22 protein-coding genes are annotated in these 24,178 nt (G+C 34.7%); 4 read left to right on the top strand and 18 right to left on the bottom strand.

Annotation, left to right across the window (positions count from 1 at the left end; translation table 11 throughout):
* Positions 1 to 2: 2 nt before the first annotated feature.
* The 10 genes from gap to A9D35_RS07855 form a co-directional block, all read right to left on the bottom strand.
* Entirely contained in the window at positions 3 to 998 is a 996-nt protein-coding gene (gene gap / locus A9D35_RS07900) for a type I glyceraldehyde-3-phosphate dehydrogenase (protein ID WP_066221313.1), read from the bottom strand.
* The gene (lipA, locus tag A9D35_RS07895; protein WP_066221311.1) at positions 998 to 1,876 is read right to left on the bottom strand and encodes a lipoyl synthase; all 879 of its coding nucleotides are present in this window, start codon (positions 1,874 to 1,876) and stop codon (positions 998 to 1,000) included. Before lipA ends, gap begins: the two co-directional genes overlap by 1 nt.
* Positions 1,877 to 1,930: 54 nt before the next feature.
* Entirely contained in the window at positions 1,931 to 3,145 is a 1,215-nt protein-coding gene (locus tag A9D35_RS07890; protein WP_066221309.1) for an Nramp family divalent metal transporter, read from the bottom strand.
* A complete protein-coding gene (locus A9D35_RS07885; protein WP_066221306.1) occupies positions 3,138 to 3,686 on the bottom strand; it encodes an RNA polymerase sigma factor in 549 nt (182 codons plus the stop codon). Before A9D35_RS07885 ends, A9D35_RS07890 begins: the two co-directional genes overlap by 8 nt.
* Positions 3,677 to 4,789 (bottom strand): glycosyltransferase, encoded by a 1,113-nt coding sequence (locus tag A9D35_RS07880; protein ID WP_066221303.1) that lies wholly within the window; start codon positions 4,787 to 4,789, stop codon positions 3,677 to 3,679. Before A9D35_RS07880 ends, A9D35_RS07885 begins: the two co-directional genes overlap by 10 nt.
* A gap of 8 nt (positions 4,790 to 4,797) precedes the next feature.
* Positions 4,798 to 5,001: a membrane or secreted protein gene (locus tag A9D35_RS07875; RefSeq protein WP_066221299.1), complete on the bottom strand. Its 204-nt coding sequence runs from the start codon at positions 4,999 to 5,001 to the stop codon at positions 4,798 to 4,800.
* A gap of 147 nt (positions 5,002 to 5,148) precedes the next feature.
* A complete protein-coding gene (locus tag A9D35_RS07870; RefSeq protein WP_066221296.1) occupies positions 5,149 to 5,958 on the bottom strand; it encodes an anti-sigma factor in 810 nt (269 codons plus the stop codon).
* 9 nt (positions 5,959 to 5,967) lie between these two features.
* Positions 5,968 to 6,501, bottom strand: a complete 534-nt coding sequence (locus A9D35_RS07865) for an RNA polymerase sigma factor (protein ID WP_066221293.1) — start codon at positions 6,499 to 6,501, stop codon at positions 5,968 to 5,970.
* Between the two features lie 69 nt (positions 6,502 to 6,570).
* Complete coding sequence (gene murB / locus A9D35_RS07860) at positions 6,571 to 7,584, bottom strand: UDP-N-acetylmuramate dehydrogenase (RefSeq protein ID WP_066221290.1); 1,014 nt, start codon at positions 7,582 to 7,584, stop codon at positions 6,571 to 6,573.
* Positions 7,584 to 8,774, bottom strand: coding sequence for a pyridoxal phosphate-dependent aminotransferase (locus tag A9D35_RS07855; RefSeq protein ID WP_066221287.1), 1,191 nt, complete (start codon positions 8,772 to 8,774; stop codon positions 7,584 to 7,586). Before A9D35_RS07855 ends, murB begins: the two co-directional genes overlap by 1 nt.
* 119 nt (positions 8,775 to 8,893) lie before the next feature.
* Between A9D35_RS07855 and A9D35_RS07850 the strand changes: the two genes are divergently transcribed.
* Positions 8,894 to 10,222: a PDZ domain-containing protein gene (locus A9D35_RS07850; RefSeq protein WP_066221284.1), complete on the top strand. Its 1,329-nt coding sequence runs from the start codon at positions 8,894 to 8,896 to the stop codon at positions 10,220 to 10,222.
* A gap of 59 nt (positions 10,223 to 10,281) precedes the next feature.
* Here the strand turns inward: A9D35_RS07850 and A9D35_RS07845 are convergent, their stop codons facing one another.
* A complete protein-coding gene (locus A9D35_RS07845; RefSeq protein WP_066221281.1) occupies positions 10,282 to 10,671 on the bottom strand; it encodes a DUF1573 domain-containing protein in 390 nt (129 codons plus the stop codon).
* Between the two features lie 274 nt (positions 10,672 to 10,945).
* Between A9D35_RS07845 and A9D35_RS07840 the strand changes: the two genes are divergently transcribed.
* A complete protein-coding gene (locus tag A9D35_RS07840; protein WP_066221278.1) occupies positions 10,946 to 13,582 on the top strand; it encodes a valine--tRNA ligase in 2,637 nt (878 codons plus the stop codon).
* Positions 13,583 to 14,169: 587 nt separating this feature from the next.
* Here A9D35_RS07840 and A9D35_RS07835 read toward each other — a convergent pair.
* From A9D35_RS07835 to gcvP, 4 genes are all read right to left on the bottom strand, one after another.
* The gene (locus tag A9D35_RS07835) at positions 14,170 to 15,021 is read right to left on the bottom strand and encodes a glycosyltransferase family 2 protein (RefSeq protein ID WP_066221275.1); all 852 of its coding nucleotides are present in this window, start codon (positions 15,019 to 15,021) and stop codon (positions 14,170 to 14,172) included.
* A gap of 21 nt (positions 15,022 to 15,042) precedes the next feature.
* Positions 15,043 to 15,564, bottom strand: a complete 522-nt coding sequence (locus A9D35_RS07830; RefSeq protein WP_066221273.1) for a class I SAM-dependent methyltransferase — start codon at positions 15,562 to 15,564, stop codon at positions 15,043 to 15,045.
* A gap of 29 nt (positions 15,565 to 15,593) precedes the next feature.
* Positions 15,594 to 16,652 (bottom strand): 3-oxoacyl-ACP synthase III family protein, encoded by a 1,059-nt coding sequence (locus tag A9D35_RS07825; RefSeq protein WP_066221271.1) that lies wholly within the window; start codon positions 16,650 to 16,652, stop codon positions 15,594 to 15,596.
* 106 nt (positions 16,653 to 16,758) lie between these two features.
* A complete protein-coding gene (gcvP, locus tag A9D35_RS07820) occupies positions 16,759 to 19,608 on the bottom strand; it encodes an aminomethyl-transferring glycine dehydrogenase (protein ID WP_066221267.1) in 2,850 nt (949 codons plus the stop codon).
* A 119-nt stretch (positions 19,609 to 19,727) separates the two neighbouring features.
* Between gcvP and A9D35_RS07815 the strand changes: the two genes are divergently transcribed.
* Entirely contained in the window at positions 19,728 to 20,561 is an 834-nt protein-coding gene (locus A9D35_RS07815) for a UbiA prenyltransferase family protein (RefSeq protein WP_066221264.1), read from the top strand.
* Between the two features lie 110 nt (positions 20,562 to 20,671).
* Positions 20,672 to 20,995, top strand: a complete 324-nt coding sequence (locus tag A9D35_RS07810; RefSeq protein WP_066221263.1) for an STAS/SEC14 domain-containing protein — start codon at positions 20,672 to 20,674, stop codon at positions 20,993 to 20,995.
* Positions 20,996 to 21,150: 155 nt separating this feature from the next.
* Here A9D35_RS07810 and A9D35_RS07805 read toward each other — a convergent pair whose 3' ends face one another.
* From A9D35_RS07805 to A9D35_RS07795, 3 genes are all read right to left on the bottom strand, one after another.
* Complete coding sequence (locus tag A9D35_RS07805; RefSeq protein WP_066221260.1) at positions 21,151 to 21,405, bottom strand: hypothetical protein; 255 nt, start codon at positions 21,403 to 21,405, stop codon at positions 21,151 to 21,153.
* A 2-nt stretch (positions 21,406 to 21,407) separates the two neighbouring features.
* Complete coding sequence (locus A9D35_RS07800) at positions 21,408 to 21,962, bottom strand: sigma-70 family RNA polymerase sigma factor (protein WP_066221258.1); 555 nt, start codon at positions 21,960 to 21,962, stop codon at positions 21,408 to 21,410.
* A gap of 126 nt (positions 21,963 to 22,088) precedes the next feature.
* Positions 22,089 to 24,119: a M3 family metallopeptidase gene (locus A9D35_RS07795; RefSeq protein WP_066221256.1), complete on the bottom strand. Its 2,031-nt coding sequence runs from the start codon at positions 24,117 to 24,119 to the stop codon at positions 22,089 to 22,091.
* Positions 24,120 to 24,178 lie beyond the last annotated feature (59 nt).

Below are 24,178 nucleotides of genomic sequence, written 5' to 3'. Positions count from 1 at the left end.
AACTATTTTTCCGATAACTTGCATATTAAATCTATGATTCTACTCGAATATCCTGTTTCATTATCGTACCAACCTATAATTTTCACCATATTTCCTATAACAGAAGTCATTTGCGAGTCGAAAATACAAGAATGAGGATTACCAACAATATCTATAGAAACGATGGGGTCTGCGGTATATTCTAAGATGTTTTTAAATCGAGATAACGAAGCTTGTTTAAAAGCATTATTAACATCTTCTATAGTTGCCGTTTTTTTTATATTGAAGGTAATATCTGTTAGCGAACCATTTGGAACCGGGACACGAATACCACACCCTCCAATAACTTCAGAAAGTTCTGGGAATATTTTAGTTAATGCTTTGGCTGCTCCCGTTGTTGTAGGCACTATAGATTGACCAGCAGCACGTGCTCGGCGTAAATCCCGATGGGGCTGATCGTGTAAACTTTGATCGGTAGTGTAGGAGTGAATGGTTGTAATATATGCTTGTTCTATGCCAAAATGATCGTTTATAATCGACATCATTGGAGCAGCATTATTAGTGGTACATGAGGCGTTAGAAATGATTGTCTCGGTGCCATCTATTAAATTGTCATTCACACCAAGCACTATAGTTTTTATATCATCTTCATGTGCAGGAACGCTTAAAATAACACGTTTAGCACCATTTGTAATATGATGTTGTAAAGCCTCTCTAGTTTTAAATTTTCCTGTAGATTCTATCACATAATCTACTTGGTATGGACGCCAATTAATGTCTTTTGGATGCTTTTCATTTAATAACGGCACAGATACATCGTTAACAATAATGTGTTGTCCTTTGTGCGTTACGGAGGCAGGTAATACACCGTGAATGCTATCGTATTTTAGCAGATGACTTAGGGTGTAAGCATCTGCTAAATCATTTATAGCAACAACGTTAATGTTGGGATTGGATTGGAGCAAACGGAAAACACGACGTCCAATACGTCCAAATCCATTTATGGCAACATTAATCATTAATTAATATGTTTCTGTGCTTTGTATGAAGAACGAACAAGAGAGCTACTTTCTACGTGTCTAAATCCTAGTTCTAATCCAATTTTTTCGTATTCAGCAAACTGATCTGGCGTAATAAATTGCTTAACCGGTAAATGTTTTTTACTTGGTTGTAAGTATTGACCAATGGTAACCACGTCTACATCATTATCTTTTAAATCGTGAAGTGTTTCTATAACCTCTTCGCGCGTTTCTCCAAGGCCTAACATAATACCAGATTTAGTTCTACGTTGTCCTTGAGATTTTAAGTATTTTAATGTTCCTAAACTACGGTCGTATTTGGCTTGAATACGAACTTCTCGAGTTAAACGTCTTACTGTTTCTATATTGTGAGATACCACTTCTGGAGCCACATCTATAATACGGTCTATATGTTGTTCGATACCTTGAAAATCCGGAATTAGGGTTTCAAGTGTTGTATTCGGGTTCATACGTCTCACCGCTTTAACGGTTTCTGCCCACATAATACTTCCCATATCTTTTAAATCATCGCGGTCTACACTTGTTAAAACAGCATGATTAATTTTCATTAATTTTATAGAACGGGCAACTTTTTCTGGTTCATCCCAGTCTACGGTTTCTGGCCTACCAGTTTTTACACCACAGAATCCACAAGAACGTGTACAAACATTTCCTAAAATCATAAACGTTGCTGTGCCTTCTCCCCAACATTCTCCCATATTTGGGCAACTTCCAGAAGTACAAATAGTATTTAAACTGTACTTGTCTACTAAAGTTCTTAATTCGGTATATTTTTTACCTGTTGGTAATTTTACTCGTAACCATTTAGGTTTTGGTAAGCGATCAGGTAGAATATTTGAAGCTGTTTCTGAATTCATAAATTTTTCCTCTTTTCGAAATGCAAAGATACGAAGTATAATCTAAAAAATATGTTATAAAGCCGTTAGATACCAAATGCTAAATCCAATTAGGAAGATGATACCTAGCCAACAGAGTATGTGCAACGGTTTAGACAGTTGCCACGCTTTAGGTGTGTGTTTACTAGATATTAAAATATAATTTGTAATGGCGTAAAAAGGTGCAGTTAAGAATGAAATAATAGTTGCAATTTTAATTAATAATGCCATTTCTGAAGCTAGGAAGTAAAAAATAAATATGGTGCCAAGGCATAAAAATAAGGTCCAAAGCCATACATAGTTTTTAGTATTGTTTTGAAATAATAATTGGGTACAGCGGTTCATAGCACGAGGAGAGGCATCTAGAGTGGTTAATGTAGTACTAAACATGGTTGTTAAAGCGGCAATTCCTATAATTAAATAGGCCCAACTCCCTAGACTTTTAGTGTACATGGCTATTAGCTGATTTGCAAATACAGTGGCAGAATCACTAAATGTTTCTCCCGAAGGAAACATAACGAGATACCCCAAGGCCATAAATGCGAGTCCTAAAATTATGGTGGTAAAGAAGCCAAGATTAAAATCGAATAACGCCGATTTTGGTGTAATCTCAGAATTGCTTTTCTTCTTTTCTATGGTCCAAAGGGAATGCCAAATAGAAATGTCTAAAGGCGCTGGCATCCATCCCATAAACGCAATTAGAAACCCGATTTCTATACTGTTTTTAGGAAGTACTTGTTGAAAATTTAAGGTCAGATTCGCAGACGAGAAGGCAAAGTAAACCGCAATTAGGGTGCTAATACTTAGCGTAACTATAATAATTTTCATCAGTTTATCTAAGACCTTGTACTTCCCGATAATCAGAATTAAAAAGCACACCACCAGAATTATAATGGTCCAATGTTTAATGCCAAGAGTACCTCCAAATAGTGCCGAAGCTATTCCTGCCGTTACAATGGTTACCGCCGTTTGTATGGTAAACATAGTGGCACAAGTAATAATGAAATAAACAAGTAATACACCTTTGCCAAGTTTTTTATAACCGTCCAAAAGACTTTCTCCTGTAGCTGCTGCATATCTTGGTCCAATCTGAAAAAAAGGATATTTAAAGAGGTGTACACATAGCAAGGCCCAAATAAAGCCTAAACCAAAGTCGGCTCCGGCTCGAGTAGATTGAACTAAATGAGAAACGCCAATAGCAGCACCGGCGAATAATAATCCTGGGCCTAGCCGTTTTAAAAAATCATGCATTTTGGATAATCTCGGCTAGTAGTTTTTTAGCACGTAATAGTTTAACCTTAACATTATTTATGGGTTCCTTAAGCTCGTTAGAGATTTCTTTATAAGTCAGTTCTTGAAAATACCGAAGATTAATCACTTCTTGGTAGTGCGGCTTCAATTTTTTAATGTCTCTGAGGAGTTTTGCTAGATTTTGATCGGTAATAATCTTGTCTTCAGCCGAAGGAGTTTCGTCTAAAACTTGATTAATAGTATTTTCATCTTCGTTGGTGATTTGTCTAGAAATAGAACTTTTTTCTTTCCGAAGTAAATCTATATGCAGATTTTTTGAAATGGCTATAAGCCACGTTTTAAATACATAATCGTCGTTATAGGTGTCGATCTTGTCGAATGCTTTAGAGAAGGTCTGAATGGTAATATCTTCGGCATCATTCTCGTTTCCTATACGTTTTAACTGAAAACCATAGACATCATCCCAATAGGTATGTAGTAGAAAATTAAAGGCTTTCTGATCGTTTTCTTTAGCTTTGCTTATGGCTTTTTCTATTTCCAAGTATGGGGTTTTGATATCTTATTAGATATAAATATAGTTAATTGTAGGAGAATAAGGAAAAATTCTAAGAAAGGGATAAAGAATACTAAATCCGGTTCGTCTAGCTTTTTCGCAGTTTTTCCCATAATTAACCATTGCACGAGAATACGTAAACCAATTAAGCCTACTACAATTTCCCACTGAAATAAAAGTGAAAGTAAAACAATGGCTAGAACCCAAAATAAGAGTTGAGTACTGTAAAATAGGCCTAGTAAAAACTTATGGCTTTTTTTATAATGACTAACGGTAGAGATGTGTCTGCGTTTTTGATTTATCCACGCCGTTAATGTTTTCTTCGGAACCGATTCTGTAAAGCTTTCGGTTGTAAAACAGAGCGCAGTGTTTTTACTCGTGGCCATTTGGTTTACAAACAAATCGTCGTCACCCGAGCGAACATTCATATGATTTATAAAGCCGTTAGCCTCGAAAAACAAAGATTTAGTATAGGCTAAATTTCTACCTACACCCATGTACGGCATGCCTAATTTAGCATAAGAAAAGTATTGAGAAGCGGTTAATACGGTTTCAAATCGGATGATTTTATTGAGTAACGAGTTTTTAATTTTAGCATAAGCTCCATATCCCAATACAATCGATTTTTGATTATCGAAAGCCGAGGTCATTTCCGAAATCCATTGTGAGGAAACAGGTTTGCAATCGGCATCAGTAAAAAGTAAATGATTGTATTTAGAAGCTTTTATACCAAGTGTAAGGGCATATTTTTTGTTTGCCCAAAAGGCTTCTGTGTTTTTTACATCAACAATTTTTATGTTGTTATATTGCTCAGAAAAGTGTTCGAAAACGGCTAAAGTTTCGTCTCTTGAAGCATCGTTAATTAAAACGACTTCAAAATTGGGATAATCTTGATTTAATAGCGAGGGTAAGAATAATTTTAAATTTTCTTCTTCATTTTTGGCACACACAATAACAGAGACAGGAAGGTCTTTGGGTTGTGGTTTTTGTTGTGCAAGAAATGCGAAAGTTCTAAGAAAAATTAAATAATAAAATAACTGTATAAAGACAATTGCTACAAAAATGTAGAAAATAATGTCGAGTGCAATCATGTATGTTTTTAAGAGTGTTGAGGTTCGCTACAGTCTTTAAATTCGTCTGGTGATTTACCGCAAAAGCCACAAGATTCTCCAGATTGGTTAAGTGCCGGATTTTGGCTAGCACAAGTTCCTGCAAACTTACCATCTTTTTTAGCCCAAATCTTAATAGCAATCCCTGCGAATCCTAACCCTAATAAAACTAATGTTATAAGAAATAATTTCATAACCAAATATTTAAAATGAATAGATGTATTACTAAAACAATCTATTATATCTAAGTGCAAAGGTACTACTTTTTAGAATAAGAGTAAAACAAGTAAGCCTCACTTTTTTGTAAAAGTGAGGCTTAAGTTGTGTAGATTTATTTTGTTTTATTCTCTGCTGTTTAACTCAATTTCTGCTACAGAATTTTCTAAAGATGCGTTCGTATTTCCGCCTTTTGGTTCAATAGTTATGTTAAGTCCTAACGCATTTTCGGTATATGGAATCGATTTTAATTGTCTGTCGGTTTCGTCTAAAATACCTAGGTTAACCATCTTACCATTAAGTTCTGCCCAAATTTGGTAACACTGTTCTTGTGGTAAGTCTGGTAGCGATACCACATCAATCATAGATGTTTTGTCTTTAGGGTTAATGTAAGCTACGGTTTTTAAATTTTTAGCGCGATTATTTCCTTTAATAATGTATTTCTGTGTTTCAGGATTATTGAGTTGCTTAAACTGGGCCATAACATTGTCCAGTTTTTTGTTGTTCATTTCTATATCACTTCTCAAATCGAAAATTTCTTCAACCACTATTTGGTTTTCTTTTTTCAGTTCTACATTTTGACTAAAAAAGATAAATGAAGCACAGGCAAAAAGTATAGCAACAACACTGGCAGCAATGGAATAATATTTAAACCACGGCTTTTGTTTGGTTTCCAATTCAGGTTGTAATTGAATTACAGGAGTGTCGTTATCTATAGTGTGTAATATCTTATCTAAAACAGAAGAAGGTGCTTCTACTGCATGATATTTTGATACTATTTCTAAATTATGTTGCAGTTGATTGTATGCATTTTCAACCTCTGGAAATTTAGAGATGTAAGTTTCAACTAATTCTGTTTCTTTCGCAGTAGTAGCTCCTATTAGATAGTTTTCTAGAAGACCAGAATTTAAAAATTTATGTATTTTTTCATTCATGACTGTAATTTATTCTGGATCGTAAATTTTTTTCAATTCACGAAGTCCTATTTTTAATCTCGATTTTATAGTGCCTAACGGAATGTCCAATTCATCGCTGGCCTCTTGCTGCGTCATGCCTTCAAAAAAGAGAGCATTAAGTACTATTTGGTACTTGAGGTCTATAGACTTTAGGTGTTTTTTAATGTCCATGACATCTTGATTTACACCATCGGCCGTTAATTGATATACGTTTGAAACATCAATTTGGACTTCCTTGTTATCTTTATTCGATACCGATCTTACTTTGTCTATAGCGGTATTGTATGCAATGCGATACAACCATGTGAATAGTTTGGCTTTACTTGGGTCGTAAGATTTTGCTTTCTTCCAAACTTTAATAAAACTTTCCTGAAGTACATCTTGCGCTAAATCTTCGTCTGTAATAACTTTAGAAATGACACCTAAAAGCGTATCTGCATAATGCTCATATAGTAAAGCAATGGCTTTCTTGTTGCCATGCTTTAATAATCCAACAATCTCCTGTTCAATAGGTGCAATCAAAATAATAGCATTAAGTTAGCATAATCACAATAGGTTGTAATTAATCAAAGTTATATAAATTATTGCTAATTATAAGATATTAACCTCGGATTCGATACTAATATTGAAAATTCTTTGAATAGTCTGTTGAATTATTTCAGATAACTTAAGAATATCCGATCCTTTTGCTCCGCCATAATTGACTAAAACCAAGGCTTGGTTTTTATGCACTCCATAGTCTCCTAATCGTTTACCTTTAAATCCGGCCTTTTCTATAAGCCAGCCTGCTGGGATTTTTACTTCGGTTTCTGAAACTGGATAACTTGGTATATCTGGGAATTGATGTAATAAATGAAGATATAAATCTTTTGAAACAACGGGGTTTTTAAAAAAGCTTCCGCTATTTCCAATGTCTTTTGGGTTTGGTAATTTACTATTTCGAATACTAATAACAGCCTTAGAGATATCTTGTATGCTAGGATTGCTAACCTGCATGTGTTCTAGTTCTGTAGTAATAGCCCCGTAATTGGTGTGTAATTCGTGGTTGGTTTTACTTAGTTTAAAAGTAACCGATGTAATAATATATTGCCCTTTGGCCTCTTGTTTAAAAATGGAATTTCTATATCCAAAATTACAAGCAGCTTTGTTAAAGGTGTGTAATTTTAAAGTTTGTAAATGAATAGCTTCACAAGATTCAAAAACATCTTTTAATTCTACACCATAAGCTCCAATATTTTGAATAGGCGAAGTGCCCACATTACCAGGGATTAACGATAAATTTTCTAAGCCACCATAATCTTGGTTTAAGGTCCACAATACAAAATCGTGCCAAATCTCCCCAGCATTGGCTTTTACTAAAACGCTATCTTCCGTTTCAGAAATAATTGAAATCCCTTTTATGTTAATATGAATTACTAAAGCATCAACATCTTTAGTGAGTAACATATTACTGCCTCCGCCTAAAATAAGTTTGTTCGGATAGTCTTTAAGCGATAAAACGGCTGTTAATTCCTCTAGAGTAGATATTGCAACAAAATGTTTTGCTGCAACATCTATTCCGAAGGTATTATAAGGTTTTAAAGATATATTATGTTGTATGTTCACTAGTCTTTGTAAACTTTTAAAGCCTCTTTTAAAATATGTACGGCTTTAATTAAACTCTCTTTGTTAAGGACGTAGGCAATTCTAATTTGATTTAAGCCCTCGCCAGGAGTTGAGTAAAATCCAGCGGCAGGGGCAACCATAACCGTTTCTCCATTTAAATCGAAATCTTCTAAAAGCCACTGAGCAAAAGCATCTGTGTTTTTTACAGGAAGTTCTACGATACAATAAAAAGCGCCTTTTGGGACACCTATTTTAACACCATCAATTTTTCGTAATTCAGAAATTAGCGTATTTCTGCGCTCTACATATTCTGTTTTTACTTCGTCAAAATAACTTTGTGGTGTGTCTAAGGCAGCCTCGCTAGCTATTTGTGCAAGAGTTGGCGGACTTAATCGGGCTTGAGCAAACTTAATGGCGGTTTTAATCAACTCTTTATTTCTAGAAACTAAACACCCAATTCTGGCTCCGCACATACTATATCGTTTAGAAACAGAATCTACCATAATCGCATAGTCTTCTAAACCTTCAATTTCCATGATAGAATGATGTTTTACACCATCGTAAGTAAACTCTCTATACACCTCGTCTGCAATTAAAAATAAATTGTGTTTTTTAACCAAGGCCGCAAGCTGAAGAATTTCATCTTTAGAATATAAGTATCCCGTAGGGTTTCCAGGATTACAAATTAAAATAGCTTTTGTTTTTGGCGTAATTAATTTCTCGAATTCAGAAATTGGAGGTAAGGCAAAATTGTTGTCAATTTTAGAAATTACGGGCACAACATTTACGCCCGAAGCCGTAGAAAAACCATTGTAATTTGCATAAAACGGTTCTGGTATAATAATTTCATCATCAACATCCATGATGCTTCCAAAAGCAAAAAGTAAAGCTTCACTTCCTCCTGTTGTGACAATGATATCGTCGTGATTTACCTCAATGTTATTTTTATGATAATACGCTGCTATTTTAGTTCTGTATTCTTCAGAACCTTCAGAACGCGAATATTCTATAGTTGTTAGGGATATGTTTTTAACAGCTTCCAAAGCAACTTCGGGAGTTTTAATATCAGGCTGACCTATGTTTAAATGGAAAATCTTTTTACCGGCTTTTAATGCTTTTTCAGAATAGGGAACCAATTTACGAATTGGAGATTCTGGCATGTTTTGTCCTTTGGTAGATATTTTTGGCATAGTTTAAAAATTTAAGCTACAAAGTTGAGAAATATTCTTAAATTTTATCTAAAAAAAATCTAATAATCTTATCGTAAAATAAAAATTTGTAAATTAATAAGGATGAATTTTACGAATAAATGAAAAAGCTGTTGTATTTTCTTTTCTTTTTGTTTTGTGGAAGTTATTTAATGTTCTCGCAATCCAAATTTCAACTTCCCGAAGGAAAGAAGTTCGATAAAGTGCGTTTTCAACTTATTAATAATTTAATTGTTATTCCTGTTGAAATTAATGGGGTAGAATTATCGTTTATTTTAGATACGGGTGTGGCAAAACCTATCGTGTTTAGTTTTTTAAACGAAAAAGATACACTTCAAATTAATAATACAGAAGCATATTTTTTGCAAGGCCTAGGGGAAGGAGATTCGTTTGAAGCTTTAAAGTCTAAGGGTAATATTTTTAAAATAGGAGATGCGATTAATCCAAGTCAGGATATGTATGCCATTCATGATGCCACATTAAATTTTACACCGCAATTAGGCATACCTATTCATGGTATTATAGGCTACGATTTGTTTAAAGATTTTGTTATCGAGATAAACTATTCGTCTCGATATATTAAAATTTATAATCCTAATACTTATACCTATAAACCCTGCGACAAATGCGAAACTATTAATTTAGAATTTTATAATAATAAGCCTTTTTTAAATGCCGACATAAAAGTACACGATAATGTAGTGCCTGTAAAATTATTAATAGATTCTGGCGGAAGTGATGCTTTGTGGGTTTTCGAAGATGAATCGCAAGGACTGTATGAACATGAAAACTATTTTATCGATTTTTTAGGTCATGGTTTAAGTGGTAGTGTTTATGGAAAACGCGCAAAAATTCAGGAGCTGCATTTAAAATCGTTTATACTTGAAAATGTTAATGTTGCCTATCCAGATTCTACAGATATTAAACTGGCCAAACGGTTTAAAACGCGAAACGGCAGTGTTTCAGGTAGTGTTTTAAAACGATTCAACTGTATTGTCGATTATAATAAGGCGCGATTAACGCTTAAAAAGAATAAGTTTTTTAAGGATTCTTTTAGTTATAATAAAAGTGGAATAGAATTAGAGCACCATGGCGATATGATAGTGAATGTAGATGAGGTTAATTCTGATGGCTTTTCTCGGAATAAAATAAACATAGATGTAGCTTTAAAGCCATCGTATCAAATTATTCTAAAGCCTGCTTTCGTTATTGTAGAACTAAGACCAGGCTCGCCAGCAGAACGTGCCGGACTTTTAGTAGGCGATGTTATATTAAGCGTGAATAATAGAAAAGCCCACCAATATAAACTACAAGAAATTGTGCATTTGTTTTATGGAGATGTAGGCGAACGTATGAATATTACTATAGATAGAAACGGATTTGTCTCTAATTTTAAATTTAAATTAGAAGCGCCTTTAGAATCTAATTAAAACAAAAAAAAGCCATTGAGTAGGTCTCAAAGGCTTTTTAAATATAATTAATCTTGTAATTATTTTGCTTTACTCGGGTCAATAACTTCTCCTTTAATTTTTAAAGCTACTGTAGGGGTGTCTGCGTTAGAAATAACAGTTATTGTTTTTCTAATTGGCATAACGCGATTTGTATCATATTTTACTTGAATTTCACCAGTTTTTCCAGGCATAATTGGAGCCTCTGGTTTTTTAGGCACGGTACAACCACAACTAGATGTTACTTTAGAAACAATAAGAGGAGCATCACCAGTGTTTGTAAATTCAAATACACGAACACCATTGGCACCTTTTTCAATTGTACCATAGTCTATCGTATCTGATTTAAATTCAATTTTTGCCACTTTTTCCTGTGCTTGAATAGAAAAACTAATCAATCCGATAAATAAAATAGTTATAAGCTGTTTCATGATTTATGATTTTAAATTTGGTGTAAACGTAAATACTTTTTAGTCATTATGCAAAATTTTTAGATGTAATACGACTTCTATTAACATAACATTAGGTTTTGTTAAGCCATAAATACACAATATAATTTTACATCAAAAGAAATATAAGTACTTTTGCCTTTTTAATTCAAAAACTATTCCAAAGTGGAATAAACACCTTTTTTATTAGTTTAAAAATCTAATAATTGCGTGTTTATTTTCATTTTAAGCAATATTAAGATTCAAAATTATGCAGATGGATATTCCTTCAAAATATGATGCAAATACTGTAGAGAGCAAATGGTACGATTACTGGATGAAACATAATTATTTTCATTCTACACCAGATGACAGAGAACCCTATACTATTGTAATTCCGCCGCCAAATGTTACTGGTGTATTACATATGGGGCATATGCTTAATAATACCATTCAAGATGTATTAGTGCGTCGTGCGCGGTTGTTGGGTAAAAATGCATGTTGGGTTCCTGGGACAGATCATGCCTCTATTGCTACAGAAGCTAAGGTGGTTGCAAAACTAAAAGAGCAAGGCATCGATAAAAACGATCTGACTCGCGATGAATTTTTAGCTCATGCTTGGGATTGGACTCACGAATATGGAGGGGTTATTTTAGAGCAACTTAAAAAATTAGGATGTTCTTGCGATTGGGATAGAACCAAGTTTACCATGGACGACGACATGTCTGAAGCCGTTATAAAAGTGTTTGTCGATTTATTTAACAAAGGCTTAATCTATCGGGGTTACCGTATGGTTAATTGGGATCCTGAAGCACAAACTACCTTGTCTGATGAAGAAGTGATTCATGAAGAACGTCAAGGAAACCTATACTACATTAATTATAAAATTGAAGGAAGCGACGATACTTTAACCATTGCGACAACACGTCCCGAAACTATTTTTGGAGATACCGCTATTTGTATTAACCCGAACGATGAACGTTTTACACATTTAAAAGGGAAAAAGGCGATTGTACCAATTTGTAATCGCGTGGTACCTATTATAGAAGATGACTATGTCGATTTAGAATTTGGTACAGGATGTTTAAAAGTAACGCCTGCACACGATGAAAATGATAAGAATTTAGGAGATAAGCATAATTTAGAAGTTGTTGATATTTTTAATGCGAATGCAACTTTAAATAGCTTCGGATTGCAATTTGAAGGTCAAGATCGTTTTGAGGCTAGAAAAACTGTCGCAAAAGAACTTGAAACTTTGGGTGTTTTAGTAAAAACTGAAATCCATACAAATAAAGTCGGAACTTCTGAGCGTACTAAAGCGGTAATCGAACCTCGTTTAAGTGACCAATGGTTCTTAAAAATGGAAGATTTAGTAAAACCGGCAATCGAAGCGGTTTTAGGTGAAGATGCCGAAATTAAACTGTTTCCTAAGAAATTCGAAAACACATACCGTCACTGGATGGAAAATATTCGCGACTGGAATATTTCGCGTCAGTTATTATGGGGACAACAAATCCCTGCTTTCTATTACGGCGATCGGAAAGAAGATTTCGTAGTTGCAGAAACTATTGAAGAAGCTTTAGAGTTAGCTAAACAAAAAACTAACAACCAACAACTATCAACTAGCGATCTTACGCAAGATACCGATGCTTTAGATACATGGTTCTCGTCTTGGTTATGGCCAATGAGTGTTTTTGATGGGATTCGTAATCCAGAAAATGAAGACATAAAATATTATTACCCAACCAACGATTTAGTAACCGGTCCAGATATTTTATTTTTCTGGGTGGCTAGAATGATTATTGCGGGTTACGAATACAAAGACGAAAAACCGTTTAACAATGTGTATTTAACGGGATTAGTTCGCGATAAGCAGCGTCGAAAAATGAGTAAATCTTTAGGGAATTCTCCAGATGCTTTAAAATTAATCGACGATTATAGTGCCGATGGTGTTCGTGTTGGTTTGCTTTTAAGTTCCGCTGCAGGAAACGATTTAATGTTCGATGAAGCCCTTTGCCAACAAGGAAAAGGATTCGGTAACAAAATATGGAATGCCTTTAATTTAACCAATTTATGGGAAGTTAGCGATGCGATTGAGCAGCCAGAATCTAGCAAAATAGCGTTAGATTGGTACGAAGCTAAATTTCAAGCTGCTTTAGTAGAAATAGAAGATCACTTTAGTAAATACAGATTAAGCGATGCTTTAATGAGTATTTATAAGTTGATTTACGATGATTTCTGCGGATGGTTGTTAGAGATTGTAAAACCAGCATACCAACAACCTATTGATGCTAAAACGTACAATAGTGTAATGGTTCGTTTCGAAGATAATTTAAAAATTCTTCACCCGTTTATGCCGTTTTTAACCGAAGATATTTGGCAATATATTGCCGAACGTACTCCAGAGGAAGCATTAATTGTTGCAAAATGGCCAGAAGCGAAGCCCATAAATACAGATTTAATTGCTCAGTTTGAATTTGCTTCTGAAGTTATTTCGGGTATTAGAACAGTAAGAAAAGATAAGAACATTGCTTTTAAAGATGCTATAGGATTTTCTGTAATCAATAATGAAAACGTAAATACAGCTTTTGATTCTGTTATTGCGAAGCTAGGAAATTTAGAAGCTATCAACTACGTGTCTGAAGCAGTTGAAGGCGCCTTAACATTCCGAGTAAAATCTAACGAGTATTTTATTCCTATGGAAGGCGCTATCGATGTTGAAGCTGAAATTAAGAAGCTAACCGAAGAGTTAAACTACACCGAAGGTTTCTTAAAATCGGTTCAAAAGAAATTGTCTAACGAGCGTTTTGTTAATGGAGCACCAGAACAAGTCATTGCCAACGAACGTAAAAAAGAAGCCGACGCCTTAGCGAAAATTGAAACGATAAAATCGAGTTTAGTAAGTTTGAAATAACACGAATTTTAGTATATATAATTAAGCACCTCTTTAAGTTTTGTTGAGGTGTTTTTTTATGCTTTGAATTGTCGTCAATCTGAACTCATTTCAGATTCTCATTATAGAAAAATTTCTTAGCTTGTTGTGTGATGCTGAAACAAGTTCAGCATGACGGTTGGATTCTCGATTCTTGAATTTCAAATTGCTACATTTCTAGATTATGTCATTGTTGTATTATTCTCTGGTAATTGAGTGCTGTAATAGAGAGCAACGGAATTACAGTGTATCGAAATACTATCTTTAAATCTTCAAAACAACAGATTTCAAATCAAATTGTGTCAAAGCTTTACTATCCTTATTGTTTAATTATGTGATGCTGAAACAAGTTCAGCATGACGATTGATTTCAAATGAGCGTGTTAGATAAATTGGAGCTAATCTGAAGTTTAAATTTAGATCTTGATACCTTGAAATAATGCTAGCTAATTAAGGTCTTGTAATTCCGAGGAAAGGAGGAATCAAATCTTCAAATTTTCAAATCAATACATTTTCAAATTTGTTCTTTAACGTCTTGATTCTTGATTCTTGGCTCTTGTTTCTCACTAACTAAATCCCAAACTTTTTCAGCATGCCTTTCCAACGTAGTTTTCTAATAAAATTGCCTTGTTCTGGAGATACCAAAGGTTGCACATTATTATTTTTGGCTTTAAAGTAACCCGACATATAATCGTTAAAAAGGGACAGGTTCTTTTTCTTCATCGCTAATTTAAATGCAGAAATGGCTGTAATGGTAAACCCGTAGCGCATTTTGTACATGGCTTCACCTTGCATGTATTTAGAGCTTTTATTGTAGCTCGCTCCCGTAGGTTTTAGGTGTTTTACATGTAAATTGTCGTCTGTAAGAATGTTCCAGTGATAAAACTTAGCTAATAGCTCGTCTATGGTATCCCAGCCCATAGCAGGTTTAAGTTTTCCGATGTCTAGGAAGCATTGTTTTCTATAGGCCTTCAAGGCCCCACGAATGTGATCTTTGTTTGTTAAATCTTCTAAAATCCAGTCGTTATTTTTTTCGATATAACAAAAACCAGCAGCCATGCCTAAAGTAGGGCTAGATGAAAAGTGTTGAGAAATCGTTTCAAGATAAGTATTAGGAAAGATTAAATCGGCATCAAACTTACAAATTACATCGTAATCATCATCTAAGGTGTCATAGCCTTTATAAAACGCATTGATGATTTTAGAACCTGGTAAATGCTTGTCTGAAGACACCACGTTGACTTGGGAAATCCAATGGTATTTAGAAATAAAAGACTCAACAATACTTTGGGTTTCGTCAGTAGAATGATCGTTTACAACTACCACCCGTTTTGGTAACAGCGTTTGTTTAGCTAAAGATTCCAAAGTTAAGCCAATAGAATCGGCTTCGTTATGCGCGGGTATGACGATATAAAAATTCAATATAAAAAGCTGATTTAAAAATTAAATCCGTTCGGCATATACGATATAATATCGCGGTGTAAAGCGTCTTAAAATAGGACGAATTCCGATTTTGTTTGTTGGGTTGGTCCATTTATGGCGCGCTTTAATTTGCCATCCCGTTTTTTCTAAAAGCCAGTCGAATTGCCAATCTTCAAACTCGTGGTAATGTCTGTCGCGCATATCGGTTTTACTTCTGTATGCTTCAGCAAACCATAATTTAAGCGGTACACTAGCTACTAATTTATTGGCTTTGATGTCTTTTAAAACGGTAAAAGGAGAAAGGAGGTGTTCAAATATTTCAAAAGCGGTAACCACATCGGCAGTCGAGTTTTTTAAGGCTGAGGTATCGATATCTAAATCTTCGCCAGATGTGTTTTTAACTGAAAATCCATGTTCTTCCATAACTTTAGTAAATGGATTTACAACACCTAAATCTAAAATATGAGACTCTTTTTGAACGTGTTTCTCTAGGAATTCAATAGTGTTTTTATAGCGCTTATGCGGAAAATGACTTTCGTACATGGTATTCTATTTCCGCATAAGCGGTACTTTTAATATTTGTAAACTATGGCGTTAATATGCATTCCTGCTCCAACGCTTGCAAATATAATAACATCGCCCTTGTTAAGGCTATGATTTTCAAATTTATTGTGCTTAACCAAGTCCAGAAGTGTAGGTACGGTAGCAACCGAGCTATTTCCTAAGTTACCTATGCTCATAGGCATAATAAACTCTGGAATTGGTGTTTTAAATAAGCGATAGAAGCGCTTTAAAATGGCATCATCCATCTTCTCGTTGGCCTGATGAATAAATATTTTTTTAACGTCCTTGATGTCCACGCCGCTTTGATCTAAACACGCTTTCATGGCAGCCGGAACATGGGTTAAGGCAAATTCGTAAATTTTACGGCCATCCATTTTAATGTACTTGGTATTCGGGTCTAAATCTTGATTATTAGATTTGCCAAACGATAGGTAATAGGCTTCGTCAAAGGTATAGCTTGCTGTTTCGTGGGCTAATATGCCTCCGTCTTCTTCTGTAGCCTCTAAAATACAAGCACCAGCACCATCGGAAAAAATCATGGCATCGCGATCGTGTTTATCGACTACTCGAGATAAGGTTTCAGAACCAATAATTAAACAGCGTTTTGCAATACCTGCTTTTATAAATGCTTGGGCTTGAATAACGCCTTCAATCCAACCAGGACAGCCAAAAAGTAAATCGTAAGCCACACATTTTGGATTTTTTATACGTAGTAAATGTTTTACTCGCGCACCTAAACCAGGCAGCATATCACTTTGAATGTTGCCGTTTTCTATATCTCCAAAATTATGAGCAAAAATAATATAGTCTAAAGTCTCAGGATCTATGTTGGCATCGGCAATGGCCTTTTGGGCAGCAAAAAATCCGATGTCTGAAGAGGTTAACTCTTCGGTGACGTAACGACGTTCAGAAATTCCTGTAATGGATTTAAATTTCTCAATTATGACAGTATTGTCATTTTTAAAGTCAGATCCATCATCATTAAGGAAATAATGATTAAGAAAATTATCGTTTTTTTGAACAACTGAAGGTATGTAACTTCCTGTTCCTGTGATTTTTATGTTCATTAAAAAGAAATTGCCTTTATAGCATGTTTTATCTTTATGAAGATAGTTACAATTACTAGAAAGGCAATTTGTATTTTGAATTATTTTACGATGTCCAAACCGGTACTTAGGCTTCCATATAGGCTTCAATAGGGGCGCAAGTACATATTAAATTTCTATCTCCAAAAGCATCATCTACACGACGTACTGTTGGCCAAAATTTATTGTCGCGAACATAATCTAACGGAAAAGCAGCAGTTTCTCTAGTGTATGGGAAATCCCAAGTACTAGCTGTAAGCATTTCTAGAGTATGTGGTGCATTTTTAAGTACGTTATTTGGTTCGTCTTTAGATGCACTATCGATTTCTTTTTTAATAGAAATAAGAGCGTCACAGAAACGGTCCATTTCTTGTTTACTTTCACTTTCTGTCGGTTCAATCATTAAAGTACCGGCAACTGGAAAAGATACTGTTGGAGCGTGGAATCCGTAATCCATTAAGCGTTTAGCAATGTCTGTAACTTCTATACCGTTAGCTTTAAAAGGTCTGCAATCTACAATCATCTCGTGAGCTGCACGACCACATTCTCCAGAATATAAGGTGTCAAACTGACCTTGTAAACGACTTTTAATGTAGTTGGCATTTAAAATAGCGGTTTTTGTAGATGCTAATAAGCCTTGTTCACCTAACATTTTAATATAACCATAAGAGATTAAACATACTAATGACGATCCGAATGGAGCAGCAGAAATAGCTTTTATGGCTTGATCTCCTCCTGTTTTTATAACTGGGTTTCCTGGTAAGAACGGTACTAATTGCTCGGCAACACAGATTGGTCCTACACCTGGTCCACCACCACCATGAGGGATAGCAAATGTTTTGTGTAAGTTTAAATGGCAAACATCTGCACCAATGTTTCCTGGATTTGTTAATCCAACTTGTGCATTCATATTTGCACCATCCATATACACTTGTCCGCCATTATCATGAATAAGTTGGGTAATTTCTTTAATTGCCGATTCGTAAACTCCATGAGTTGAAGGATAGGTAACCATTAAACAAGATAGGTCGTCTTTGTGTAATTCTGCTTTTTCACGTAAATCATCTACATCGATATTACCTTCGGCAGTCGATTTAGTAACGACCACTTTCATTCCTGCCATTACTGCACTTGCCGGATTTGTTCCGTGTGCAGAAGAAGGAATTAAACAAATGTTTCTATGATGATCGCCACGAGACTCGTGATATGCGCGAATAGCCATTAAGCCAGCATATTCTCCTTGAGCTCCAGAATTAGGCTGTAACGATGTTGCAGCAAATCCTGTGATTTCGGTTAATTGATCTTCTAAAGCTTTTAATACGGTTTGGTACCCTTTGGCTTGTTCTACAGGAACAAATGGGTGAATGCTTCCCCAGTTAGACCAACTTAATGGTAACATTTCTGAAGCAGCATTTAATTTCATTGTACAAGATCCTAAAGATATCATCGAGTGATTTAATGATAAATCTTTACGTTCAAGCATTTTTATATAACGCATTAATTCCGTTTCAGAATGATGCGAGTTAAATACATCAGAGGTTAAAAAGTCTGTTGTACGTTGTAAGTTTTCGTTTATATTATTGGCTTCAGAAATGGTTTCTAAAGCAATAGGGTCTGCTTTTACAACTTCAGCAAATACAGCAATAATTGCATTGATATCTGCAATAGAAGTTGTTTCATTTATAGAAATAGTAACCGTATCTGCATCTGGATAGTAGAAATTAATTTCTTTAGCTTCTGCAAGTGCTTTTACTTTTTCGGCATCGGCTTCGATATTTAAGGTATCGAAAAAGGTGGTGTTGTTTTGTTTAAATCCCATGCTTTTTAAAGCATTAGACAGGGCAGATGCTTTGTCGTGAATAGCATTTGCAATAAAGGTTAAACCTTTAGGACCGTGATATACGGCATACATTCCTGCCATTACAGCTAATAATACTTGTGCAGTACAGATGTTAGATGTTGCTTTGTCACGTTTAATATGTTGCTCACGAGTTTGTAATGCCATACGTAATGCACGGTTACCATTTACGTCTTTGGTTACTCCAATGATACGTCCAGGTAAGTCACGTTTGTAAGCTTCTTTAGTCGCAAAATAAGCGGCATGTGGTCCGCCGTATCCCATAGGAATACCAAAACGCTGAGTGGTACCAATAACCACATCGGCACCAAATTTTCCTGGTGCTTCAAGTTTTACTAAACTTAAAATATCTGCAGCAACAGCTACTTTAATGTCGGCTGCTTTCGCGTTTTCTATAAAGGTTTTAATATCGCTAATTAATCCGTCTTTTCCAGGATATTGTAATATAGCTCCAAAAAATTCAGAAGAAAAATCGAAAGTTGTTTCATCTCCAACAACTAATTCTATACCTATCGGATTAGAACGGCTTTGTAATAAGGCTAAAGTTTGAGGTAAAATAGCTTCAGAAACAAAGAATTTATTTACACCCGCTTTTTTCTGTGCTCTGTCGCGAACAGCAAACAACAAACTCATAGCTTCTGCGGCAGCTGTACTTTCATCTAAAAGCGATGCGTTTGCAATTTCCATACCCGTAAGATCTGTAATCATGGTCTGGAAGTTTAATAAAGCTTCTAATCGACCTTGAGCAATTTCTGCTTGGTAAGGCGTATAGGCAGTATACCAACCCGGGTTTTCTAAAACATTACGTTGAATAACCGCAGGTAAAATGGTTGGGTGGTAACCTAAACCAATATAGGTTTTAAATACTTGGTTTTGTTTCGATAACTCGTGAATATGAGTTAAATACTCATGCTCTGTCATAGGCGCGTCTAAATTAAGCGGCTTTTGTAAGCGGATACCATCAGGAAGAGTCTCGTAAATTAGTTGATCTAAACTGTCTACACCAATTGTTTTTAACATTTGGTCTTGGTCCGCTTCTCTAGGACCAATATGACGCAATGAGAAAGCATTTGTATTCATTGAAATATGATTGTGATTTGCCGCGCAAAAGTACGGAATTTGACTAGTATTTTAGGTAAGAATTATTAAAGAATTATGTTAAAGGTTTGTGTTAATTTAACTTTATTTATTTTTACCATATGATGATGTTAAAACAACTTTTTAAATTTTACCTAAATGCCAGTATTCATGTTGCATTATCGGTATTTGCTTTGGCTTGGATTACCTTAATAAAATTCGAATTACCTTTCGATGAAAATGTATTGTATTTTATATTTTTTGCATCGGCAACAGGATATAATTTTGTGAAATATTTTGGTTTAGCTAAATTTCATCGTCGTGCTTTGGCGAGTTGGCTGCGTGCCATTCAATTATTCTCGCTCCTATGTTTCGTGTTTATGTGTTATTTTGCTTTGCAGTTAGAGCGAAATACCATGCTCGTTATAGCTGGGTTTGGAGCCATAACATTTATGTATGCCATTCCATTTTTACCAAAACGTTTTTTTGTAGATAAGAACCATAATTTAAGAAGTATTGGTGGTTTAAAAGTATATGTTATTGGTTTGGTTTGGGCAGGAGTAACAGTGTTATTGCCGCTAATTAATGAACATTATACGCTTAACGATATCGTATTTTTAAATTTTATTCAGCGCTTTATTTTTATTATAGCACTTATGATACCTTTCGAACTTCGCGATTTAAAATACGATAGTTTAAAACTGGGTACAATTCCGCAGAAAATAGGTGTAAAGCGATCCAAAATTGTAGGTGTGTTGTTGGCACTTGTGTTTTTCTTTTTAGAATTTTTTAAACCCGATTTAAAGGGGAGTCATATTCTAATAACGCTATGTATTGCGTTTCTACTTATACTGTTCACTTTGTTTTCTCGAGAAAAACAAAGCGATATTTATACGGCTTTTTGGGTTGAAGGAATTCCTATTGTTTGGTTGTTGATGGAATTAGCGGTGTTGTAACTCCCAATTAATTATAGGGCTTTTTTGCTAAACACTTCTTTTTTTACGGCCTCAAAATCGGTATATTTAAAGATGATTTTATAGAGGTGATAACCTTAATACCTAACAAAATGATTGAACAAATAAAAACTTTCGATTCTAATGTTTTAGCATTTGATGTTATTGACAGTTTTACTGAAACAGATGAAAAATTAGCACAAAAACTTTTTAATGAAAAATTAGATTCGGGCTTTAAAACTGTAAATGTTTTAGTGAAAATAGACGAATACAAAATATCGCAAACAGAGGCTAAAGCCTTTTTTGAAGATATCATCTTTCTTATACGGAAATTTAAAAATCTTGGAAACCTAGCGATTGTTGGTCATTCAAAAATTTTAAAGGCATTAATACCTATTGATAATTTCTTTTTTGAAAGACTAAAGGAAGGAAAATAAGAACAATACTTTGATGTCTCTCAGCTTGAAGAAGCTTTAGCGTTTGTTGCTGAAAATTAATTTAAAGTGTTTTGAATATAGGGAGGCAGTAGGGAGGCAATAGGAAGGATTGGTGAATAGAACACAGATGGGAATAATTATATCTCCTAAAACGGTTATAATTTCTGGTTTTTTAATTCTTTTTCTAAACAAGACTTCATTTCGGCTTTAGATTTGGCATCTAAGCACACTATGTTCGAGCTTTTAATGGTGTCGGTTAACTTGTGATTTTTTTGAGCATGCTCTTTACAAAATCCGCAAAAAAATACGTGCAATCTAAGTTTTATACGTTCCCATGTCGTAGACTCTTCGTACTGAGAGCGGTCGCAAATTTCTGCGGCTTCCTCGCAAGACAAAAATAATTTACTCATAATTAATACCAGTTTTTTTCTAGGCAACTTGAAAGGGCTGTTCGTGCTCTATGGATAATAACCCATAAATTAGACGGTGTAATATTTAGTTCATTACAAATAATATCGGTGTCGTAATTTTCTATGGTTTTCATTTTAAAAACCTGGGCTTGTTTTTTAGGTAATTTATCTAAACAATTGTAAATAGCTTCGCTAAGTTCTGTGTTTTCAATAAGGTCTTCCGCGTTTTTATAGGCTTTGTCTTCTACGCGCTCTTCTAGCCATTCGCCTTCGTCTTCGCCATCTGTATTGTAAGACATGCGAACTTCGGCTTTACCTTTTTTCGAATTTATTTTTCTGTAATAATCTATTATTTTTCGTTTTAAAATAGAAATTAGCCATGTACGTTCGCTAGCTTCTCCTTTAAAATTTTTCATAGATTTTAAACCAGCAAAAAATGTGTCTTGCACCAAATCTTTAGCAATTTCGGTATCACTAACTCGAGATATCGTGTAGTTATAAAGGTAGTCAGAATAAGAATCTACCCATTTGGTTGCATCAATTTTGTGTTCTGGCATAAAAAGAATTGTAGGTTTGTTAAATCAAAAATAGGAAAACTATTTCAAACGCCTACTTAGGTTTTTGTTAGCTTTAACATTTAAAAAAAAGTTCATAACCTTTTATAGCTATGAACTTTTTAAAATTTATTTAATTAAGCCTGCACGTTTTAATAAAGCTTCTGGCTGAGGTTCTTTTCCTCTAAAGCGTTTATAAAGTGTCATTGGGTCTACGGTACCTCCTTGCGAGAGTACGTGGTCTTTAAATTTTGTAGCCACTTCAGTGTTAAAAATACCTGCTTCTTTAAAGTATTCAAAAGCATCGGCATCTAATACTTCTGCCCATTTATAGCTGTAATATCCAGATGAATATCCGCCTTGAAAAATATGAGAAAATGCTGTACTCATACAGTTTTCCTTTACGTCTGGGTATAATTTTGTGTTCTGGAAAGCTACCAATTCATGAGCTTTTACGTCTTGTATTTGCGACGGATCTATCCCGTGCCAACTCATGTCTAATAATCCAAAACTAATCTGGCGTAAGGTTTGCATGCCTTCGTGGAAGGTAGAAGATTCTTTGATTTTTGAAACTAATTCCATTGGAATGACTTCGCCTGTTTTATAATGTTTAGCAAATAACTCTAAAGCTTCCTTTTCGAAACACCAGTTTTCCATAACCTGACTTGGTAATTCAACAAAGTCCCAATATACACTGGTTCCCGATAAACTTGGGTAGGTAGTGTTAGCTAACATGCCGTGTAAAGCATGTCCGAATTCATGAAATAATGTCGTTACTTCATTAAAGGTTAATAATGATGGTTTGCTTTTTGTGGGTTTGGTAAAGTTGCATACTATAGAGATATGCGGACGCTCGTTTTTACCGTTTTTAATAGCTTGCGATTTGAAAGAAGTCATCCAAGCTCCGTTACGTTTTCCTGCTCTTGGGAAAAAATCAGCATAAAAAATGGACACTAATTCGCCGTCGGTATCTGTAACTTTATAGGTTAAAACATCGTCGTGATATTTGTCTATCGTATTAATTTCTTCAAAATGTAAGCCGAATAATTTCTCGGCAACCAAAAATGCACCAGCCGTTACTTTTTCTAATTGAAAGTATGGTTTAAGTTTCTCGTCGTCTAAATTGAATAATTTTTGTTTTAGTTTTTCGGCATAGTAAGCGCCATCCCATTTTTCAAGGTGATCGATATTATCGATAGATTTTGCAAATTCTTCTAAGTTTTTAAACTCGTCGTGCGCTGCCGGTTTTGCCTTTTCTAATAGTTCGTTTAAAAATTCGGAAACATTTTCTGGTGTTTTGGCCATACGTTCTTCGAGCACAAAATGCGCATGTGTTTTATACCCCAGTAAATTGGCACGTTGAAAACGTTTTTTTGCGATGTTTAATACATGGTCTTGATTGTCGTACTCGTTATTATGAAAGCCTTTTTTGCCAGCGGCAATGGCCAGTTTTTTACGTAGTTCACGATTGTCGGCGTAAGTCATAAACGGAATGTAGCTCGGGTAATCTAGGGTAATTAACCAACCATCTTTGTCTTTAGATTCGGCCAATTGTTTAGCTGCTTCTTTTGCACCTTCTGGAAGTCCGCTTAAATCATCTTCGTTTGTTATATGCATTTCAAAGGCATTGGTTTCTGCCAATACATTTTCTCCAAAACTTAATTTTAATTTGCTTAAATCTTTATCTAAAGCGCGAAGGGTTTCTTTTTTGTCTTCGGCTAAATTTGCACCATTTCTAGAAAAACTTTTGTATTTCTTTTCTAATAACATGGTTTGTTCAGCATCTAAATTTAAATGTGTTCTGTTGTCGTAAACAGATTTTACACGTTTAAAAAGTGCTTCGTTTAAGGTGATATCGTTTCCGAATTCAGATAATAAAGGAGAAACTTCTTGAGCTATTTTTTGAATATCATCGTTGGTTTCAGCCGAATTTAAATTGAAGAAAATACTGGTAACGCGATCTAATTGTTCGCCAGAAAATTCTAAGGCTTCGATAGTGTTTTCAAAAGTAGGAGGTTCAGTATTAGAAGTTATCGCATTAATTTCTGCTTTAGTGTCTTCAATTAAAGTAGTAATTGCCGGCAAAAAATCTTCATTTTTAATTTCTGAAAATGGTGCTGTATTATATGCTGTTGAAAAGGATTTTAATAGAATGTTCATTTTTTCGACTAATTTTTATAAATAAATGTTAAAAAATGTGATTTGATGCTTGATAACTA

The sequence above is a fragment of the Formosa haliotis genome (assembly GCF_001685485.1).
Classification (GTDB): Bacteria; Bacteroidota; Bacteroidia; order Flavobacteriales; family Flavobacteriaceae; genus Formosa; species Formosa haliotis.
The sequence above is the reverse complement of the archived record's forward strand: the minus strand, read 5'-3'. Positions and strand labels throughout refer to the sequence as shown.

Excerpts from the sequence above, each read along its gene's own strand:
- gap (WP_066221313.1), bottom strand. The coding sequence starts at position 998 with ATGATTAATGTTGCCATAAATGGATTTGGACGTATTGGACGTCGTGTT.
- lipA (WP_066221311.1), bottom strand. The coding sequence starts at position 1,876 with ATGAATTCAGAAACAGCTTCAAATATTCTACCTGATCGCTTACCAAAA.
- A9D35_RS07890 (WP_066221309.1), bottom strand. The coding sequence starts at position 3,145 with ATGCATGATTTTTTAAAACGGCTAGGCCCAGGATTATTATTCGCCGGT.
- A9D35_RS07880 (WP_066221303.1), bottom strand. The coding sequence starts at position 4,789 with ATGATTGCACTCGACATTATTTTCTACATTTTTGTAGCAATTGTCTTT.
- A9D35_RS07875 (WP_066221299.1), bottom strand. The coding sequence starts at position 5,001 with ATGAAATTATTTCTTATAACATTAGTTTTATTAGGGTTAGGATTCGCA.
- A9D35_RS07870 (WP_066221296.1), bottom strand. The coding sequence starts at position 5,958 with ATGAATGAAAAAATACATAAATTTTTAAATTCTGGTCTTCTAGAAAAC.
- A9D35_RS07855 (WP_066221287.1), bottom strand. The coding sequence starts at position 8,774 with ATGCCAAAAATATCTACCAAAGGACAAAACATGCCAGAATCTCCAATT.
- A9D35_RS07850 (WP_066221284.1), top strand. The coding sequence starts at position 8,894 with ATGAAAAAGCTGTTGTATTTTCTTTTCTTTTTGTTTTGTGGAAGTTAT.
- A9D35_RS07845 (WP_066221281.1), bottom strand. The coding sequence starts at position 10,671 with ATGAAACAGCTTATAACTATTTTATTTATCGGATTGATTAGTTTTTCT.
- A9D35_RS07840 (WP_066221278.1), top strand. The coding sequence starts at position 10,946 with ATGGATATTCCTTCAAAATATGATGCAAATACTGTAGAGAGCAAATGG.
- A9D35_RS07830 (WP_066221273.1), bottom strand. The coding sequence starts at position 15,564 with ATGTACGAAAGTCATTTTCCGCATAAGCGCTATAAAAACACTATTGAA.
- A9D35_RS07825 (WP_066221271.1), bottom strand. The coding sequence starts at position 16,652 with ATGAACATAAAAATCACAGGAACAGGAAGTTACATACCTTCAGTTGTT.
- gcvP (WP_066221267.1), bottom strand. The coding sequence starts at position 19,608 with ATGAATACAAATGCTTTCTCATTGCGTCATATTGGTCCTAGAGAAGCG.
- A9D35_RS07815 (WP_066221264.1), top strand. The coding sequence starts at position 19,728 with ATGATGATGTTAAAACAACTTTTTAAATTTTACCTAAATGCCAGTATT.
- A9D35_RS07810 (WP_066221263.1), top strand. The coding sequence starts at position 20,672 with ATGATTGAACAAATAAAAACTTTCGATTCTAATGTTTTAGCATTTGAT.
- A9D35_RS07805 (WP_066221260.1), bottom strand. The coding sequence starts at position 21,405 with ATGAGTAAATTATTTTTGTCTTGCGAGGAAGCCGCAGAAATTTGCGAC.
- A9D35_RS07800 (WP_066221258.1), bottom strand. The coding sequence starts at position 21,962 with ATGCCAGAACACAAAATTGATGCAACCAAATGGGTAGATTCTTATTCT.
- A9D35_RS07795 (WP_066221256.1), bottom strand. The coding sequence starts at position 24,119 with ATGAACATTCTATTAAAATCCTTTTCAACAGCATATAATACAGCACCA.